Source organism: Pseudomonas sp. MF6747 (assembly GCF_963890955.1).
Lineage (GTDB): Bacteria > Pseudomonadota > Gammaproteobacteria > Pseudomonadales > Pseudomonadaceae > Aquipseudomonas.
The window spans coordinates 1-16,359 of the sequence record NZ_CAWPSZ010000005.1; the positions used below are offsets into that span (position 1 = coordinate 1).

13 protein-coding genes and 1 pseudogene are annotated in these 16,359 nt (G+C 61.9%); 5 read left to right on the plus strand and 9 right to left on the minus strand.

Going from position 1 to position 16,359, the window contains the following annotated elements; genetic code table 11:
- Positions 1–175 precede the first annotated feature (175 nt).
- From AACW30_RS06305 to AACW30_RS06320, 4 genes are read right to left on the minus strand one after another with little or no spacing between them, the layout of a single operon-like run.
- Entirely contained in the window at positions 176–1,540 is a 1,365-nt protein-coding gene (locus AACW30_RS06305; protein ID WP_106579555.1) for a heavy metal sensor histidine kinase, read from the minus strand.
- Positions 1,530–2,207, minus strand: a complete 678-nt coding sequence (locus AACW30_RS06310) for a heavy metal response regulator transcription factor (protein ID WP_053254480.1) — start codon at positions 2,205–2,207, stop codon at positions 1,530–1,532. Before AACW30_RS06310 ends, AACW30_RS06305 begins: the two co-directional genes overlap by 11 nt.
- Before the next feature lie 10 nt (positions 2,208–2,217).
- Entirely contained in the window at positions 2,218–5,313 is a 3,096-nt protein-coding gene (locus AACW30_RS06315; RefSeq protein ID WP_119735568.1) for a multidrug efflux RND transporter permease subunit, read from the minus strand.
- On the minus strand, positions 5,310–6,476 hold the full coding sequence (locus AACW30_RS06320; RefSeq protein ID WP_106579553.1) for an efflux RND transporter periplasmic adaptor subunit: 1,167 nt from the start codon (positions 6,474–6,476) through the stop codon (positions 5,310–5,312). Before AACW30_RS06320 ends, AACW30_RS06315 begins: the two co-directional genes overlap by 4 nt.
- A gap of 218 nt (positions 6,477–6,694) precedes the next feature.
- Here AACW30_RS06320 and AACW30_RS06325 point away from each other — a divergent pair, with 218 nt between their 5' ends.
- The 5 genes and pseudogenes from AACW30_RS06325 to AACW30_RS06340 all read left to right on the plus strand — a co-directional run bounded on the left by AACW30_RS06325 (position 6,695) and on the right by AACW30_RS06340 (position 10,890).
- Positions 6,695–6,928, plus strand: a complete 234-nt coding sequence (locus AACW30_RS06325) for a hypothetical protein (protein WP_106579552.1) — start codon at positions 6,695–6,697, stop codon at positions 6,926–6,928.
- 165 nt (positions 6,929–7,093) lie between these two features.
- Entirely contained in the window at positions 7,094–7,885 is a 792-nt protein-coding gene (locus AACW30_RS06330; protein WP_200624525.1) for a transporter substrate-binding domain-containing protein, read from the plus strand.
- A gap of 194 nt (positions 7,886–8,079) precedes the next feature.
- Positions 8,080–8,274, plus strand: a pseudogene (locus tag AACW30_RS31490) (PAS domain-containing protein); the annotation flags it as partial.
- 246 nt (positions 8,275–8,520) lie between these two features.
- Positions 8,521–9,567 (plus strand): methyl-accepting chemotaxis protein, encoded by a 1,047-nt coding sequence (locus tag AACW30_RS06335; protein ID WP_442793519.1) that lies wholly within the window; start codon positions 8,521–8,523, stop codon positions 9,565–9,567.
- 159 nt (positions 9,568–9,726) lie between these two features.
- On the plus strand, positions 9,727–10,890 hold the full coding sequence (locus AACW30_RS06340; protein ID WP_234452617.1) for a transporter substrate-binding domain-containing protein: 1,164 nt from the start codon (positions 9,727–9,729) through the stop codon (positions 10,888–10,890).
- 19 nt (positions 10,891–10,909) lie between these two features.
- Here the strand turns inward: AACW30_RS06340 and AACW30_RS06345 are convergent, their stop codons facing one another.
- From AACW30_RS06345 to AACW30_RS06365, 5 genes are all read right to left on the minus strand, one after another.
- A complete protein-coding gene (locus AACW30_RS06345; protein WP_106579550.1) occupies positions 10,910–11,653 on the minus strand; it encodes a YkgJ family cysteine cluster protein in 744 nt (247 codons plus the stop codon).
- A gap of 108 nt (positions 11,654–11,761) precedes the next feature.
- A complete protein-coding gene (locus tag AACW30_RS06350; protein ID WP_200624527.1) occupies positions 11,762–12,244 on the minus strand; it encodes a GNAT family N-acetyltransferase in 483 nt (160 codons plus the stop codon).
- Between the two features lie 3 nt (positions 12,245–12,247).
- Positions 12,248–13,150, minus strand: coding sequence for a chemotaxis protein CheV (locus tag AACW30_RS06355; RefSeq protein WP_200624528.1), 903 nt, complete (start codon positions 13,148–13,150; stop codon positions 12,248–12,250).
- A 131-nt stretch (positions 13,151–13,281) separates the two neighbouring features.
- The gene (locus AACW30_RS06360; RefSeq protein WP_200624529.1) at positions 13,282–14,256 is read right to left on the minus strand and encodes a 2-hydroxyacid dehydrogenase; all 975 of its coding nucleotides are present in this window, start codon (positions 14,254–14,256) and stop codon (positions 13,282–13,284) included.
- 1,108 nt (positions 14,257–15,364) lie between these two features.
- Positions 15,365–16,333, minus strand: a complete 969-nt coding sequence (locus tag AACW30_RS06365; RefSeq protein WP_010213008.1) for a LysR family transcriptional regulator — start codon at positions 16,331–16,333, stop codon at positions 15,365–15,367.
- Positions 16,334–16,359 lie beyond the last annotated feature (26 nt).

Sequence of the window (16,359 nt, forward strand, 5' to 3'; positions counted from 1 at the left end):
CGGCGGCCCACGGTCCAAAGCCTGCGTGAGGGCACACCGAGCCTAAGCGAGGTGCCGAGTGGTGGGGCAAGAGCCCTTTGGTTACTTTGGGGCTTTTCCAAAGTGACCCGCCGTAAGGGCGGAACCCAAAGCAGCCATCACCCAAACAACGGATATGCCCCCAGCAAACCATCCCCTACACCGGCAGGGTAATGCCAAACGTATTCCCCCCACCCTCACTGCGCACAAACACATCCCCGCCGTGCATCAAAGCGATCGCCTTCACAATCGCCAACCCCAGCCCATGATTCGCCCCGCTGTTGCTGCGCGAGGCATCCACCCGATAAAACCGCTCGAACAGCCGTGGCAAATGCTCGCTGGCAATTTCATCCCCAGGGTTGGTCACCCCAATCGCCACCTGATGCTCCTGCACCTCAATATTCACCTCGATAACCTGCCCCGCCGCGGTGTGCTGCACCGCATTACTGAGCAGATTAATCAACGCACGACGCAAGTGAGCTTTCTCGATCTGCACCAACGCATCGCCACGCACCCGCACTTGAACCTGGGCGTCTTCGAGGATGAAATCCAGGTAGTCGAGCGTGGTCGCCACCTCATCCGCCAGCGAGCTTTCGATCAGCTTGGTGGCCTTGCTGCCCTGGTCCGCACTGGCCAGGAACAGCATGTCATTGATGATCGAGCGCAACCGCTCCAACTCTTCAAGATTGGATTGCAGCACCTCGAAATAATGCTCAGCCGAACGCCCGCGCGTCAGCGCCACCTGCGTCTGGCCGATCAGGTTGGTCAGCGGCGAACGCAGCTCATGGGCCACATCGGCATTAAACGATTCCAGGCGTGAATAAGCCTGTTCCACCCGATCCAGCGTGGAATTGAACGAATTGACGAACTGGCTCAACTCCGGCGGCAACGGCGACAGTTGCAAGCGCCCCGAGAGCTTGGGCGGCGCAAGCTTCTGCGCTTCATCCGAGAGCTTGCCCAACGGCTTGAGGCCGATGCGCGATACCCAGAACCCCAGCAGCGCCGCCAGCACCACGCCGACAAACGCCAGGCCGATCAGCGCTACCAGCAACTGATGCTGAGTCGCGCGGAAGTTTTCCGTGTCGATGGCGATCATAAAGCGCAGCGGCGGGCGCTGTTCTTTCGCCGCGAATTGGCTCACCAACACCTTGAACGGGTACTCGCGCCCCGGCAGGCGCAAGTCGCGCTTACCGGTGGGCCCTGCGGCGAACGCGCGGATCTGTGCATCCGGGTTGCCGTATTCGTAGTTCGGATCGCTGCTCACCACCCAGAAGCGGATGCGCTTGTCTTCTTCACCGAGCAATTTCAGTTTGGCGGTGATTTTCGCCCAGTGGTCCGGTGTACCAAAGCGGTTCACCGAGGATTCGAGCACGCTGTAGCGCGCATCCAGCTCGGCGCCCGGCAACAACCCAAGGCCGCGGTCCACTTGCTGGTACAGCGCGCCGCCGATCAACACGAAGATCAGCAGCGCCACCAGCGTGAACATACCGCTCAGGCGCAGGGCGATGGAGTTAGCCGACACTGCGGTTCTCCAGCACATACCCCATGCCACGAATGGTGTGCAGCAATTTGTGCTCGAACGGCCCGTCGAGCTTGGCGCGCAGGCGCTTGATTGCGACTTCGACGACGTTGGCGTCGCTGTCAAAGTTGATGTCCCAGACCATCTCGGCAATCGCCGTTTTCGAGAGGATTTCACCCTGGCGGCGTGCCAACACGCTGAGCAGCGAGAACTCCTTGGCGGTCAAGTCCAGGCGCAGGCCGTTGCGGCTGGCCTTGCGGCTGATCAGATCGATCCACAGGTCAGCGACGGTGACCTGTACCGGCTCATGCCCGCCGCTGCGGCGGGTCAGCGCTTGCAGGCGCGCCACCAGTTCGAGGAACGAAAACGGTTTGCCCAAATAATCGTCGGCGCCTTCGCGCAAGCCGCGAATGCGGTCTTCCACGCGCTCGCGGGCGGTGAGCATGATCACCGGCGTTTGCTTGCGCGCTCGCAGCGCGCGCAACACGCCGAAGCCGTCGAGGCCGGGCAGCATCACGTCGAGCACGATCACCGCGTAATCGTTTTCCAGCGCCAGGTGCAAGCCCTCGACGCCTTCACGCGCCACATCGACGGTGTAGCCCTGTTCCGTCAGGCCGCGGTGCAAGTAGTCCGCTGTTTTTTCTTCATCTTCAATAATCAGGACGCGCATGACCCCGCCTTTAGTGTGTGGTCGCCAGCGCCAGCGCTGGTTTGGGCCTGTGGAAAAACTTCTCAAGGTACAAGTATATGACCGGCGTGGTGAACAGCGTCAGCGCCTGGCTCACCAGCAAGCCGCCGACCACCGCAATCCCCAGCGGTTGGCGCAACTCCGCGCCCGGGCCAGAGCCGAGCATCAGCGGCACCGCGCCGAGCAGGGCGGCGAGGGTGGTCATGATGATCGGCCGGAACCGCGTGACACAGGCTTCATAAATCGCCTCCTCGGGCGCCAGCCCGCGCACGCGCTGGGCGTCCAGGGCAAAGTCGATCATCAGGATGCCGTTTTTCTTGACGATGCCGATCAGCAACACCAGGCCGATCAGGGCCATGATCGAAAAGTCCTGGCCCAGCAGCCACAGCATGATCAGCGCGCCCAAGCCTGCCGAAGGCAACGTCGAGATGATCGTCAGCGGGTGCACGAAACTCTCGTACAGCACACCCAGAATAATGTAGACCGCCACCAGCGCCGCGAGGATCAGCCAGGGCTGGCTGGCCAGCGAACTCTGGAACGCCTGGGCCGCGCCCTGGAATGTGCCGATCATGGTGGACGGCATGCCGATTTCATTCTTGGCCTGGTTAAGCATGATCACTGCATCGCCCAACGCCACGCCAGGCGCGAGGTTGAACGACAGGTTGGCGGCCGGGAACATGCCGTCATGGCTGATCGACAAGGGCCCCACGGTGGGCGGGTCGACCTTGGCCAGCGCCGACAGTGGCACCATTTCGTTGGTCAGCGGCGAGCGCAGGTAGAAGTAGTTCAGGCTCTCGGCCTTGCCACGTTGCTGGGTGTCGAGTTCCAGCACCACCTGGTACTGGTTGATTTCGGTCTGGAACTCGTTGATCTGGCGCTGACCGAAGGCGTCATACAGCGCCTGGTCGACATCGGTGGCGGTCAGGCCGAAGCGCGCGGCGGCCTGGCGGTCGATGCTGATGTGGGTGATGCTGCCGCCCAGTTGCAGATCGTTGGACAGGTCGCGAAAGGCCGGGTTGGCGCGCAGTTTTTCAGTCAGGCGCTGGGTCCAGGTGTTCAGCGTCGGGCCGTCGTTGCTCTTGAGCACGTATTGGTACTGGGCGCGGCTCGGGCCGGAGCTTAAGTTGATGTCTTGGCCGGCGCGCAGGTACAGCACGATGCCCGGCACCTTGGCGAGTTTCGGGCGGATGCGGTCGATGAACTGGCTGGCGGACACATCGCGGTCACCGCGGTCTTTCAAGGCGATCCAGAAGCGGCCGTTGGCGATGGTCTGGTTGCTGCCGGTCACGCCCACCGAGTGGGAAAACGCTTCCACCGCCGGGTCGGCCTTGACGATCTCGGCCAGGGCTTTGTGCTTGGCGACCATGTCCGGGTACGACACGTCGGCCGCGGCCTCGCTGGTGCCGAGCACGAAACCGGTGTCCTGCACCGGGAAGAAACCCTTGGGGATAAAGATGTAGCCGACCACGGCCAGGGCCAGGGTCACCATGAAGATCGCCGCCATCGTGCGTTGATGAGCCAGCGCGCGACGCAGGTTGCGCGCGTAGCCGGCCAGCAGGCGTTCGCTGAAGCCGGGTTTGTCGTGGGCGTGATGGGTTGGCGCGCGCATGAACAGCGCGGCCAGCGTCGGCGCCAGCGTCAGTGACACCACCACCGAAATCAGGATGGTCGAGGTGGCCGTCAGCGCAAACTCCTTGAACAGCCGTCCGACCACGCCGCCCATGAACAGCAGCGGAATAAACGCCGCCACCAGCGAGAAGCTGATGGACACCACGGTAAAGCCAATCTCGCCGGAACCCTTGATCGCCGCTTCGCGTTTATCGAGGCCTGCCTCCAGATGGCGGTGAATGTTCTCCACCACCACGATGGCGTCGTCCACCACAAAGCCCACGGCAATGACGATCGCCACCAGCGTAAGGTTGTTCAGGCTGAAACCCAGTACATACATCAGCGCAAAACTGGCGATCAGCGACACGCCGAGCACGCTGGACACAATCATCGTCGCCGACAATTGACGCAGGAACAGCGCCATCACCGCCACCACCAGCAAGATGGCAATCAGCAACGTCACTTCCACTTCATGCAACGAGGCGCGAATCGTCTTGGTGCGGTCGGTCAAGACGCTGACCTGCACCGAGGCCGGCAACATGCCTTCCAGGCGTGGCAGCTCGGCTTGAATGCGGTCCACGGTTTCGACAATGTTGGCGCCGGGCTGGCGCGAAATCACCAGGTTCACGCCGGGCGTGTCGCCCGACCAGGCCTGTACGTAGGCGTTTTCCGAACCGTTGATGACTTTGGCGATATCACGCAGTTGAACCGGTGCGCCGTTCTTGTAGGAAACAATCAACTGGCCGTATTCATCCGGGTGAAACAGCTGGTCGTTGGTCGACAGGGTCGACACGCTGTTCTCCCCGTAAATCGCGCCCTTGGCCAGGTTCAAACTCGATTGCTGAATGGCCAGACGCACGTCGGCGAGGGTCAGGCCAATCGCTGCGAGTTTGTCGGGCGAAGCCTGTACGCGAATCGCCGGGCGCTGCTGGCCGGTGATGTTGATCTGGCCGACGCCGTCGATCTGGCTGATCTGACGAGCCAGCAGAGTTTCCACGTAGTCGCTCAGCTCGGTGCTGGGCATGCTGTCGGAACTGACGCTGAGGATCAGCACCGGGCTGTCCGCCGGGTTGACCTTCTTCCAGGTCGGCAGGCTTGGCATGTCGCTGGGCAGCTTGCCGGAGGCGGTGTTGATCGCCGCTTGCACTTCCTGCGCGGCGGTATCGATGCTTTTGTTCAGGGTGAATTGCAGCGTCAGCAGGCTGGAGCCCAAGGCGCTGCTGGAGGTCATTTGCGTCATGCCGGGGATGGCGCTGAATTGCACCTCCAGCGGGGTGGCCACCGACGATGCCATGGTGTCCGGGCTGGCGCCGGGTAACTGCGCAGTGACCTGGATCGTCGGAAATTCCGCTTCCGGCAGTGGGGCGACGGCCAAGCGCGGGAAGGCGATCAACCCCAGCAGCACCAAGGCGAAGGTCAGCAGCAGGGTGGCGACCGGGTGGTCGACGCACCAGGCCGACGGCGAGCGGCTGCCGCTCATGGCTGCACCTTGGCGTCTACCGTCTGGATGGTTTGTGGCGGCTCCTTGAGCACTTCGACCTGGGCGCCGGCCTTGAGCCGCGACTGGCCGTCGCTGACCAATACATCCCCAGCCTGCACGCCCTTGATGATGTTCACGTCACTGTCCTGGTAAGCGATTTGCACGGGCACAATCTCGACCTTGTCACCGTTGACCCGGTACACGAAATGCGAATCCAGGCCGCGCTGCACCACGGTCGGCGGCACCACCAGGGCATTCTTGTCGAGGGCGGTCTGGATCTTGATGGTCACCAGTTGCCCCGGCCACAGGCGCTGCGATGCATTCTTGAACTCGGCCTTGGCGCGCAAGGTGCCGGTGGTGGAGCTGATCTGGTTGTCGATCAGGCTCAAGTGGCCTTCACCGAGCAAGTCGCCGGTCTGGCCGTCGGTGTCGGCGCCCATGTAGGCGTCGACGCTGGCTTGAGTCGGCGATGCGATCAGGCCTTGCAGGGTCGGCAGCATTTGTTGCGGCAGTGAGAACTCCACCGCAATCGGGTCGATCTGCGTCACGGAGAACAAGCCCTGGGTATCACTCATGCGCAGGAAGTTGCCTTCATCCACCGTGCGAATGCCGACGCGACCTGTAACCGGAGAGCGAATCTGGGTGTAGGAAAGCTGTACTTGAGCGGAGTCGATGGCGGCCTGGTTGCCTTGCGCCGTGGCTTTGAGCTGGTTGACCAAGGCTTGTTGCTGGTCGTAGGTCTGCTTCGACACGCCGTCGTCGATGCTCAATTCCTTGTAGCGCTTGAGGTTGACCAGCGCGACTTGCAGTTGCGCCTGGCTTTCCCCCAGCTGCGCCTTGGCCTGGTCGAGGCTCGCGCGGATCGAGCGGTCATCGATGGTCGCCAGCAGGTCGCCGGTTTTGACCAATTGGCCTTCCTTGACCAGCAATTGGGTGAGGATGCCGTCGATTTGCGGGCGGATCACCACGCTGTGCAACGACAGCACCGAGCCGATGCCGCTGACAAAACGGGGAATGTCCTGTTGCACGACGCTCACCACCCGCACCGGAATTGCGCTCGGCGCCGCCAGTTTGGTCTTGGCGGGCCGGGTCACGGCCCAGGCTGCAATCGCCACTACCACGAGGACACCCACGGTCAGGGCGGTTTTTCGTTGAATGTGCATGGGGTGAGGCGCCGGGGCAAAGGGGTGGGAGAATGAAGATGCTTTCTTTATAGCCCGCCAACCCGGTCAGCACGGTGACTGCTAACTGACAGCGCTGTCAGTAAAGTCAGACCATTCGTACAGGCGGTGGTTAAAGATCCGGGGCGCGCAGGTATACTGCGCGCCAGCGCGGCCCGCAAGCCGGCCGCCGCCTCATTTTCTGCATGCCCGGAGCTTCCATGACTTCCCCGACACAATCCCCTGTTGAAGCGGCCGACCTCGTCGATCCGGCCAGCGCTGAAAGCGTTGAAAAAGCCGAGATCCCGGCGTTCAAGTTTCCGTTCAAGCCGGGTGAACTGGCCGGGGCCAAGAATGCTGCCCAGCCTTGGTACAAAAATGGCGCCAAAAACGGCCATACCAAGTCGCCAGGTATGGCGCCGCCGGGCACTCGCCGTTCGATGGGTAAACGCTGAGAGTAATCGGTCACCTATTTGTCGGCATTGCCTTACATCACTCGCTGATGTTTCTGATTGCAGGTGCACGACCGTTTCTTGAAAGCTTGCACAGCATTTGCTTCGCCCCGGGTGGATTGCGCCGGGGCGTGGTGACGCTGGACTTTCCGGAAAAGGACGTACCTTGTGGTTTCGATACGTGTCTGTGTTGCGCCTGCCTTATCCCTGCTGGCCGCTGTTTTCTGCACGCCTGCAACAGCTGACGAACCACGGCGCGAGATCCGTTTCGCGGTCGCCGCGCAATTCCCGCCGTTCCAAAGCCGCAACCAGCACGATCAACTGGTGGGGCTCAATATCGACCTGGGAAACGCGTTGTGCCAGCAACTCAGTGTGCGTTGTACCTGGGTTGATCAGGTCCTGATGGAGAGTTTTCCTGCGCTTGAGGGCCGGCGGTTCGATGCGATCATGGGCATGGCGCCCACCTCCAGGCGGCGCCAATGGGTCAATTTCACGGATACGCTGTACCCGTTCACCACTCGGCTGGTAGGGCGCAAGACCTCAGGCCTGATGCCGACGCTGCAGTCGCTCAGGGGCAAGCGGGTTGGCGTGCTGCTGGGGAGCAACCGCGAAGCCTTTGCTCGAATCAAGTGGGCGCCAGCGGGCGTCATCATCAAGAGTTTCTGGCTCAATGACGAATTGGCGCGCAGCCTGGTGGCCGGCCATATCGATGCGACGCTGCAAGGCACGGTGGAAATCCGCAAGGCACTGCTCGACACCGCGCAGGGCCAGGATTTCGACTTCCTGGGTCCTGTCGTGTCGGCTGAACTGCTGGGTGATGGCGCGGCCATCGCGGTGCGCAAACCGGACACCGCCTTGCGCCAGGACCTCAACCGAGCGCTTGAACAACTGCGCCAGAGCGGTGAATACCAACGCATCGTGCAGCCCTACAATCTGAACGAGCCGCCTTCCGACCAGTGATGGCTAATTAATTGCGCGGAACATGAGCTGGATCAGTGTTCGCCCCCTGAGTGCGCTTAGAGTCGACGCCCTGCCGACTCCTCCAATAATTACGAGCGCGCTTATCCATGAAGATCAATCTGCCGGTCACCGGTCGGAATGTGGACTTTGCCCCCGACGCCAATATCCTCTCAACCACCGACCTGACCAGCGCGATGACCTACGCCAACCAGGATTTCATCGATGTCTGCGGCTATAGCCGTGACGAATTACTTGGTTCGCCACATAACCTGTTGCGCCACCCCGATATGCCGCCTGCGGCGTTTGCGCACATGTGGCGGACCCTCAAAAGTGGCCGGTCCTGGATGGGCATGGTGAAAAACCGCTGCAAGAACGGCGACCACTATTGGGTCAGCGCCTATGCCACGCCGGTCACCCGCGAAGGGGCGACGGTGGAGTATCAGTCAGTGCGCACCCAGCCGGACCCGCGCACGGTGGCGGCGGCAGAACACGCTTATGCGCAGCTGCGCGCGGGTAAACACCAGAGGCTGCCGACGCTCGGCATGGGCTTCAAGTTGTCGGCCTGGGTGGTCGGCAGCTGCGCGGTAACGTGGGCGTTGAGTCGGGGCCTGGCCTCTTATTCGCTGGCCTGGCAACTGCTGGCGCCGGCGGTTGGGTGTCTGATCGGGGCGGTCGGGATCAAAGCGATCATGCGTCCCCTGGCGCAACTCAATCAACGCGCGCGATTGATCGCCGACAACCCGTTGAGCCAGGCGATCTATACCGGGCGCAGGGATGAGTGCGGGCAGATTGAATTCGCCCTGCAAATGCTCGAAGCCCAAGTGGGCGCGGTGGTCGGGCGCATCGGCGATGCGTCCCAGCGGTTGGCGGGGCATGCTGCGCACCTGGTCAAGCACCTGCACAACAGTCACGCCAGCAGGCTCGGTCAACAGGCCCAGACTGATCAGGTGGCGGCGGCGATCCATCAGATGGCCGCCAGCGTGGCCGAGGTTGCCGACCATGCGCTGCAGGCTTCCCGGGCCGCGGACCAGGCCGGCAGCGAAACCCGTGAAGGCCATCAGCGCGTCGACGAAAGCCGTGATGCGGTGTTGCGTTTATCTCAGGAGTTGGCGCGCGCCACCGAAGTGATTCAGCAGTTGGAAAGCCACAGCGGTGAAATCAGCGGCGTGCTGGAAGTCATCCGGACCATTGCCGAGCAGACCAACCTGCTGGCCCTCAATGCGGCCATCGAGGCCGCGCGGGCTGGCGAGCAGGGCCGTGGTTTTGCCGTGGTCGCCGACGAAGTGCGCGGCCTGGCTCAGCGCACCCAGCAATCGACCAATGAAATCCAGCGCATGATCAGCACCCTGCAAGGCGGAGCCCGCGATGCGGTGCAAGCCATGTCACACAGCAGCGAGCATGTTGAGGCAAGTGTCGAGCAGGCACAGCGGGCGGCGGCGGCGCTGGATGGCATCAGCCAGCGTGTCACCCAGATCACCGCGATGAGTCAACAGATTGCCGCGGCGGTAGAGGAGCAGAGCGCGGTAAGCGAGGACATCAATCGCACTATCGTCGGCATCCGCAATGCCGGCGAAGCCACCGTCAGCGCCGGGCAGCAGAGCCAGTGCAGTTCAGGTGACGTGGCGGCGCTGGCGGAAGATCTACGTCTGCTTGCGCAGGAGTTCTGGGGCCGACGGCGCTGAGGCTAAAAAGCGTCTAGGCTGAATTTGGGAATTCTCCTATGAAACAAACAGGCGTGTCGTAGTTAAAGACCAGTCAGTGCTTGTTAGAACGTCGGGTGCGTTCGGGCCGTGAGTGATAGAGCACGGACGTCTCACACCACTTTTGAACAGGACAGGTCTATGACTACGACAAGAAGAATATTGGCGCTGGCGCTGATGATGTTGGCCGGGAGCGGATGCGCGGTGGCTCCCCCTCCGGTAAACCCGTGGAGCGAAATCCGCTTCGGCGTCGAGGCGGATGTACCGCCATTTGAATATCGCAACGAGCAAGGCGAACTCGTCGGGTTGGATATCGAGCTGGGCAACGCCTTGTGTGCTGAGCTCAACGCCCGCTGCGTGTGGGTCGATCAGCCTTATGCAACCAACCTTGCGGCGCTCCAGGCCGGGCGTTTTGACGCCATCATGCCGATGACCGCGACGCCGCCACGGCGCGAAACAGTCGACTTCACCCATCCGCTCTATGCCCTTGAAAGCCGATTGGTCGCGCCCACAGGTTCCAGCCTTTTACCCACGCCCGATTCGCTCAGGGGCAAACGCGTGGGCGTACTGACGGGCACCAGTCGAGCCGCGTTTGCGCTGGCACGGTGGGCGCCCAAAGGGGTGCAGGTACGTCAATTCAACCTCAATGCCGAGCTGATCAAGGCCTTGAAGGCCGGTGAGTTGGACGCGACCTTGCAAGACACGGTTGAAATCACCCAGGCGTTGCTGAACACCCCTCAAGGCAAAGCGTTTGCCTTCGCAGGGCCAGTGATCAATGACGAGTTGTTGGGCAGCGGCCCGGCCATTGCGGTGCGCAAAACCGACCCGCAATTGACCGCGGCGCTGAACAAGGCCCTGCAGCGTTTGAAGGACAGTGGCAAATACGCGGCCATTACCCAGCCTTATCTGGCACCCGCTGCGGCTGAATCCGCATCGGCCCGGATGATTTACACACCGGCGCAGGGTGGGTTTCCTTACTCGGAGGTGGTGCAGGTTGGGCACACCCTGTATCTCGCGGGCGTGTTGGGCCTGGATGAAAATGGCAAGTTGGTGCGCGGAGGCATTCGCGCAGAAACCGCCCAGGCCCTGGAAAACTTGCGTGGCACACTCAAGACAAAGGGCTTGGCGATGGACAGGGTAGCCAAATGCACGGTGATTCTTGCCGATGTCAAAGACTTCCCGGCAATGAACGAGGTGTATGCCAGTTATTTCCCCGCAGGCCGGCTTCCTGCCCGAACCACCTTTGCCGCCGGCAAACTGCTGTTGAATGCGCGGATCGAAATCGAGTGTATCGCCAGCCTGTAAACCCTCGCAGGCGGCGGGCCTATGACGCCCGCAAGGAAATAAACGCGTAGTTGGCCGGCACCTGGGTGGCGATCCTGGCGCCGGCATCCAGCAGCTGTTCGGCAATATCCAGCCCGGACACATGAAACACCCACTCGTTGGCGACGGCGGGCTGATCGATCGCCAACTCCATCGCCTGGGCAAAGGCGTTCATGTCCGGCAGGTAGGCGGTAAACCCATCGCCCTTGAGCGCGGTGGTGCAAATGCCCAGCAGGGCGCACACGGCCTCTTTGGTCTGCACGTCATCGCGGTCGGCCTGGCGCGAGCGCTGGATCAACTGCGCCAATTCCAGGTCCATCAATTCGCCGCCGACGATCAGCGCCGGCCCTTGTTCCCAGGATTGCGGCGGGCAGTCCTTGGCGCCAGGGTTGAGTGGGATATGCGGATTGATCTCCATCGGATAGATGCGACACACCAGCGGGCGGCGCTCATAGATGTTGCAGCGGTTGTCTTCGTCAAGATTCCGGCAGCGCCCGGCGTTGTAAGCGGCAAAGGTGATCGCCACAAACGCCTCGGTATTGCCGCTGGGCACCACCACCGAACGGCGCTCGGCGTGTTCGCGCTGTTGCAGGGGCAAGCCCAGGCCATCGGCGAGAAAACCCTCCACCAGAACGATGACGTTACCGCCGTCAGCCGCCCACTGCCGCGCTTCTTCGAGGGTCAGGGGCACATGATGGTCGGTGCAGCATTTGCCGCAACCCACGCAGGAAAAGTGAGTGTTCATGGAGGATCTGTCACCAGGCAAGGTCAGAGGGCACTCTTGAACAGTGACGGGTTTTTGCCTCTATGCACTGTTCTGCCTCTTGCGAAGCAAGTTATGCGCCAGTGCCTGTCAGTCCTCGGGCACCCGGTCGCGCAGCACAAAAACCATGCCCGCGCTTTCATACAGTTGTCGGGCGCGCAGGTTGCTTTCGCGCACCTTGAGGTCGACGTAGGGTTCGCCGCGTTGCTTGAACACCTCAAAGCTGTGCAGCAACAACGCGCGGCCCAGCCCCTGGCCCTGGGCGCAGGGATGCACGGAGAGGTTCTTGATAAACGCGCTGGTCCAGCACTGGGCTACACCGAGGATGCCCTCGGCGTTGCTGACCACCAGGCACAGCGTCGGGTCGAACTCGGCATCGGTGACAAACTGCTGGCGCCATTGCGCCAGGCTGGCGACACGGCCGCCGCCCTGCTCCTGGGTCATGCGCAGCACCGCATGAATCGCCGGGGCCAGTTCATCACGGTAATGACCCAGCCGAGTATCGGCCGGCCACTGCGGAGCGGGCAGGTTGCTAGTCAGGTCGCGGCGTAACAGGTGGAAGTATTGCCTCACCGGTTACAAGCCCTTTTGCGCCACAGTCTGGGCGGCAACCACCAGGCACTTGGTCAGTTCGGGCGAAGAGAACTTGGTCAGCACCGCGTCGGCACCGGCCAGGCGAGCCTTTTCACTGTTCATCGCGCTGTCCAAAGAAGTGTGCAGCAGCACGTACAGCTCCTGGAAATCCGGGGTTTCGCGCAGCGTACGGGTGAGGGCGTAGCCGTCCATTTCGGACATTTCGATGTCCGAGACCACCACGTTGATCTGCTCGACCGTGCCTTGCAGTTCCAGCAGCACGTCGATGGCTTCCTTGGCGCTGCGTGCGGTGTGGCAGGTCAAGCCGAGATTGCGCAGGGTGTGCACCGATTGCTGCAGGGCGACCTGGCTGTCGTCCACCACCAGAATCCGCGCATTGCCGAGTACTTCGGCCTCCTCCATGGTCAGGTCGGTGGGCGCCGCTTCAACCGGTGCCGGGGCGATGCCGTGGATGACCTTTTCGATATCCAGCACCTGCACCAGCCCGCCTTCGACCTGAGTGACCCCGGTGATGAACGAGCGGTTGCCACCGGAGCCATACGGCGGCGGACGAATGTCGGTGGTCAGGCAATGCACGATCTTGCTCACCGCCTGCACATGCAAGCCCTGCTTGGAGCGGCTGACGTCAGTGACGATCAGGCAGCCGCCGTTGGGGTCTTCCAGGGGCATTTCGCCCAGCGCGCGGCTCAGGTCGATCACCGACAGCGAGGCACCGCGCAGCGTGGCGATGCCTTTGACGTGAGGGTGAGACTCCGGCAGCTTGGTCAGCCCCGGGCAGGGGATGATTTCGCTGACTTTCAGCAGGTTGATCGCCATCAGCTTGCCGCTGCGCAAGGTAAAGAGCAGAAGCGAGAGTGAATCTGCGCGGGCTTTGGTGGTGGACATAAAAACCTTCTGTGGATCAGGAATGACGATCTATAGAGGGTTATCGACTTGGGCGCGTCAGGCTTTAACCGGATTTATGCAGGGCTGGCGTGTGTGGGAGCGAGCAAGCCCGCTCCCACCGGGGGGAGGTGTCAGCCCTTCCAGACCTGTGGGTTCACCAAGTCCTGCGGGCGCTGGCCCAGCAAGGCGCTGCGCAGGTTGTCCAGGGCGCGGTTGGCCATGGCTTCACGGGTTTCGTGGGTGGCCGAGCCGATATGCGGCAGGGTTACGGCGTTGCTCAGCTGGAACAGCGGTGACTCGGCCAGCGGCTCCTGTTCATACACGTCCAGGCCGGCACCGCGAATCTTCCGGGTTTGCAGGGCGTCGATCAGCGCCGGCTCGTCCACCACCGGGCCACGGGAAATATTGATCAGGATCGCGCTGGATTTCATCAGGCCCAACTCGCGGGTGCTGATCAGGTGGCGGGTCTTGTCGCTCAATGGCACCACCAGGCAGACGAAGTCCGACTCGGCCAGCAATTGGTCGAGGCTGCGGAACTGGGCGCCCAATTCCTGTTCCAGCGCGGTCTTGCGGCTGTTGCCGCTGTACAGGATCGGCATATTGAAGCCCAGGCGTCCACGCCGGGCCACGGCGGCGCCGATGTTGCCCATGCCGACGATGCCGAGGGTTTTGCCGTGTACATCGCAACCGAACAGTGGCGCGCCGACGCTGGCTTTCCACTGGCCGGCCTTGGTCCAGGCGTCCAGTTCGGCCACGCGGCGTGCACTGCTCATCAGCAGGGCGAAGGCCAGGTCGGCGGTGCTTTCGGTGAGTACGTCGGGGGTGTTGGTGAGCATGATTCCGCGTTCATTGAAGTAGGGCACGTCGTAGTTGTCGTAGCCTACTGACACGCTGGAGACCACCTCCAGGTTGTTTGCGCCTTCGAGCTGTGCACGGCCGAGCTTGCGGCCTACGCCGATCAAACCGTGGGCGTGGGGCAGGGCTTCGTTGAATTGAGCGTTGATGTCGCCCAGCTTTGGGTTGGGGGCGATGACGTCGAAATCCTGTTGCAGGCGTTCGATCATTTCCGGGGTGACACGGCTGAAGGCGAGGACGGTCTTTTTCATTGCAGGCGGGCTCATCGACTACGGAAGAATGCTAAGCACGCTAACATTCTTGGGGGATTGGGGGGAGCCTTTTGGTGCTGTTTGGTTGAGCGGTTGAGTACATATCCGTTGCTGCGGTCACGGCCACTTAGGGTTCCGCTCTTACAGCGGGTCACTTTTGGCAAACGCCCCAAAAGTAACCAAAAGGTCTTTGCCCCACCACTCGGCACCTCGCCCAGGCTCGGTGTGCCCTCACTCCGGCTTGAATCCGTGGGCCGCCGCGACGGGCCATCCATGGCCCAACGCGGCTAACCCGGCGTCCTGCCGGGTTACCCACGGATTCAAGCCTGCGTTCGGCCAGCGTGGTTGATGGGGCCTGTCAGATCAAGATCAAAAGCAGATCAAAAGCAGAGCACGGCGGCCTGAAAGCCGACCTGAGTGGTTGAAGCAAAAGCAGGGCAACCGCACAGCAACACACTTCCATCTGATGCACAGAGTTCTAAATGTGGGAGCGGGCTTGCTCGCGAAAGCGGTGTGTCAGTCAGCTCATGTGTCACTGACCCACCGCCTTCGCGAGCAAGCCCGCTCCCACAAGTTGACCGAGTTCAGCCTCCACCACCACTCTGCTTTTGCTTTTCTGTGGGAGCTGGCTTGCCTGCGATGCAGACACCTCGGTGTATCAGGCATAACCAGTAGATGCCATCGCAGGCAAGCCAGCTCCCACCTTTGATTGAGTTCAGCCTTCAAGATCAGGTCGGCTGTCAGGCCGCCTCGCTTGCGCTTTTGATCTAACCACTCAGGTCGGCTACTAGGCCGCCGTGCTGTAGATCTTGATCTTGATCTTAGGCGCCCCGTTAAACCACGCTGGCCGAACGCAGGCTTGAATCCGTGGGTAACCCGGCAGGACGCCGGGTTAGCCGTGTTGGGCCATGGATGGCCCGTCACGGCGGCCCACGGATTCAAGCCGGAGTGAGGGCACACCGAGCCTAAGCGAGGTGCCGAGTGGTGGGGCAAGAGCCCTTTGGTTACTTTGGGGCTTTTCCAAAGTGACCCGCCGTAAGGGCGGAACCCTAAGTGGCCATCACGCAAATACCGGATATGCCCCCCAAAACCCGACCCCAAAGCCCAGTCAGTTAGCCAACCGCGCCCCGCTAAGACTCCCACTCAACTCATACGCCACCAACTCCGCCTGATGCGCCGCCAAAATCTCGGGCAACGACCCGCGCAGGTATTCAACCCACGTCTTGATCTTCGCATCCAGGTACTGGCGCGACGGGTAGATCGCATACAAGTTCAGCTCTTGCGAACGGTAGTTAGGCATCACCCGCACCAGCGTGCCGTTACGCAACCCCTCGATAGCCGCATACACCGGCAACAACCCCACGCCCATGCCACTGGTGATCGCCGTTTTCATCGCGTCCGCCGAATTAACCAGAAACGGCGACGTATTGATCGCCACACTTTCCTGGCCTTCCGGCCCGTTGAAGGTCCATTTATCCAGCTGGATCACCGGGCTCACCAACCGCAGGCACGCATGGTTGAGCAAATCCTGCGGCCGTTGCGCACAGCCCTTGGCCTTGACGTAATCCGGCGACGCACACGCGATGCTGTAGGTAATGCCCAGTCGCTGGGACACAAACCCCGAGTCCGGCAATTCACTGGCCAGCACGATCGACACGTCGTAACCCTCATCGAGCAAGTCCGGCACGCGGTTGGCCAGGGTCAGGTCGAAGGTCACGTCGGGATGCGTCCGGCGGTAGCGGGCAATGGCGTCAATCACGAAATGCTGGCCGATACCGGTCATGGTGTGCACTTTCAACTGCCCGGCCGGCCGCGCGTGCGCGTCGCTGGCTTCGGCTTCGGCTTCTTCCACGTAGGCCAGGATCTGCTCGCAACGCAGCAAATAGCGTTTACCGGCTTCGGTCAGCGCGATGCGGCGGGTGGTGCGGTTGAGCAAGCGGGTTTGCAGATGGGCTTCCAGGTTGGAGACCGCGCGCGAGACGTTGGCCGTGGTGGTGTCCAGTTGCACGGCGGCGGCGGTGAAGCTGCCGGCTTCGGCCACGCAACTGAAAGCGCGCATGTTTTGCAAAGTGTCCATGGAGTGTTCTCAGGGGAGATAGCAAA

Excerpts from the sequence above, each read along its gene's own strand:
- AACW30_RS06310 (WP_053254480.1), bottom strand. The coding sequence starts at position 2,207 with ATGCGCGTCCTGATTATTGAAGATGAAGAAAAAACAGCGGACTACTTG.
- AACW30_RS06315 (WP_119735568.1), bottom strand. The coding sequence starts at position 5,313 with ATGAGCGGCAGCCGCTCGCCGTCGGCCTGGTGCGTCGACCACCCGGTC.
- AACW30_RS06320 (WP_106579553.1), bottom strand. The coding sequence starts at position 6,476 with ATGCACATTCAACGAAAAACCGCCCTGACCGTGGGTGTCCTCGTGGTA.
- AACW30_RS06325 (WP_106579552.1), top strand. The coding sequence starts at position 6,695 with ATGACTTCCCCGACACAATCCCCTGTTGAAGCGGCCGACCTCGTCGAT.
- AACW30_RS06340 (WP_234452617.1), top strand. The coding sequence starts at position 9,727 with ATGACTACGACAAGAAGAATATTGGCGCTGGCGCTGATGATGTTGGCC.
- AACW30_RS06345 (WP_106579550.1), bottom strand. The coding sequence starts at position 11,653 with ATGAACACTCACTTTTCCTGCGTGGGTTGCGGCAAATGCTGCACCGAC.
- AACW30_RS06355 (WP_200624528.1), bottom strand. The coding sequence starts at position 13,150 with ATGTCCACCACCAAAGCCCGCGCAGATTCACTCTCGCTTCTGCTCTTT.
- AACW30_RS06360 (WP_200624529.1), bottom strand. The coding sequence starts at position 14,256 with ATGAAAAAGACCGTCCTCGCCTTCAGCCGTGTCACCCCGGAAATGATC.
- AACW30_RS06365 (WP_010213008.1), bottom strand. The coding sequence starts at position 16,333 with ATGGACACTTTGCAAAACATGCGCGCTTTCAGTTGCGTGGCCGAAGCC.